Here is an 845-nt window from a genome sequence, read left to right on the forward strand (position 1 = left end):
AGCTCGGCCCCGCCGGGGGTCAGTTGCCCTTCACTGATGGCAAAGGCCCCACCAATGGGCGTACCATCTGCCGCCAGAATACAGCCATAGACATTCGGCGCGCCAGTTTCGGGGGTATTCTCCCAGACAGCGACAAAGGTCCCGTTCGGCAAAGCCGTCATATTCACGGCATCCGAAGCTGAATAGAAAATATCAGCATTCTCGGTGGCAACGGTTACATCATTTGAAACAGGTATCAGGAAACGACTCGGCATCAGATTTTCTCCTCAAATGGTCGCATTCTTTGCGACCACGGGAATTATATCTGTTTTATCGAATGCTTTTATTGACCGGGATCAATCGTCAGACGATGCCGCCACGGCAGGCCCGAAACACAAAACCCGGCCCCTGTGACAGGGCCGGGTGAAAACCGGGATCAGCCGGGATTAGTAAATATCGACCAACCCTGCCAGCGTGCCGGCATCATTGGCCCCCAGCACGGTCAGATATTGGCCACCAAAGTTGAACACGGTGCCCCAGCTGTGAACCGTCCCATAGGTCGAAATCACCTGAGCCGCGCTCAGACCGCCGCCCCACAGGGCGTCGTCCAGTTGCAGACGGTCCCCATCGGTAAAGCTGAAGTCGGTGATGTCATCATTGCCAAAGCCCGAGCCATAGACAAAGACATCCGTCCCGCTGCCGCCCGACAGGGTGTCATTGCCCCACTGGCCGCTCAGCGTGTCATTCCCGGCCGAGCCATACAGCTGGTCGTTATCGGCGCCGCCCAGCAGGCTGTCATTGCCGTTGCCACCCCACAGGGTGTCATTGCCGGCATCGCCCGACAGCATGTCATTGCCATCATAGCC

General features: G+C 57.6%; 2 protein-coding genes. Both read right to left on the reverse strand.

What is annotated here, in order from left to right:
* Positions 1-254 (reverse strand): hypothetical protein (locus EVX52_RS25065; RefSeq protein WP_129992350.1); only part of this gene is annotated, 254 nt, incomplete at its 3' end.
* A 171-nt stretch (positions 255-425) separates the two neighbouring features.
* On the reverse strand, positions 426-845 hold a 420-nt coding region (locus tag EVX52_RS25070), incomplete at its 5' end, for a calcium-binding protein (RefSeq protein ID WP_370278374.1).

The organism is Rahnella sp. CFA14(1/10), assembly GCF_004195095.1.
GTDB classification, from domain to species: Bacteria; Pseudomonadota; Gammaproteobacteria; order Enterobacterales; family Enterobacteriaceae; genus Rahnella; species Rahnella perminowiae.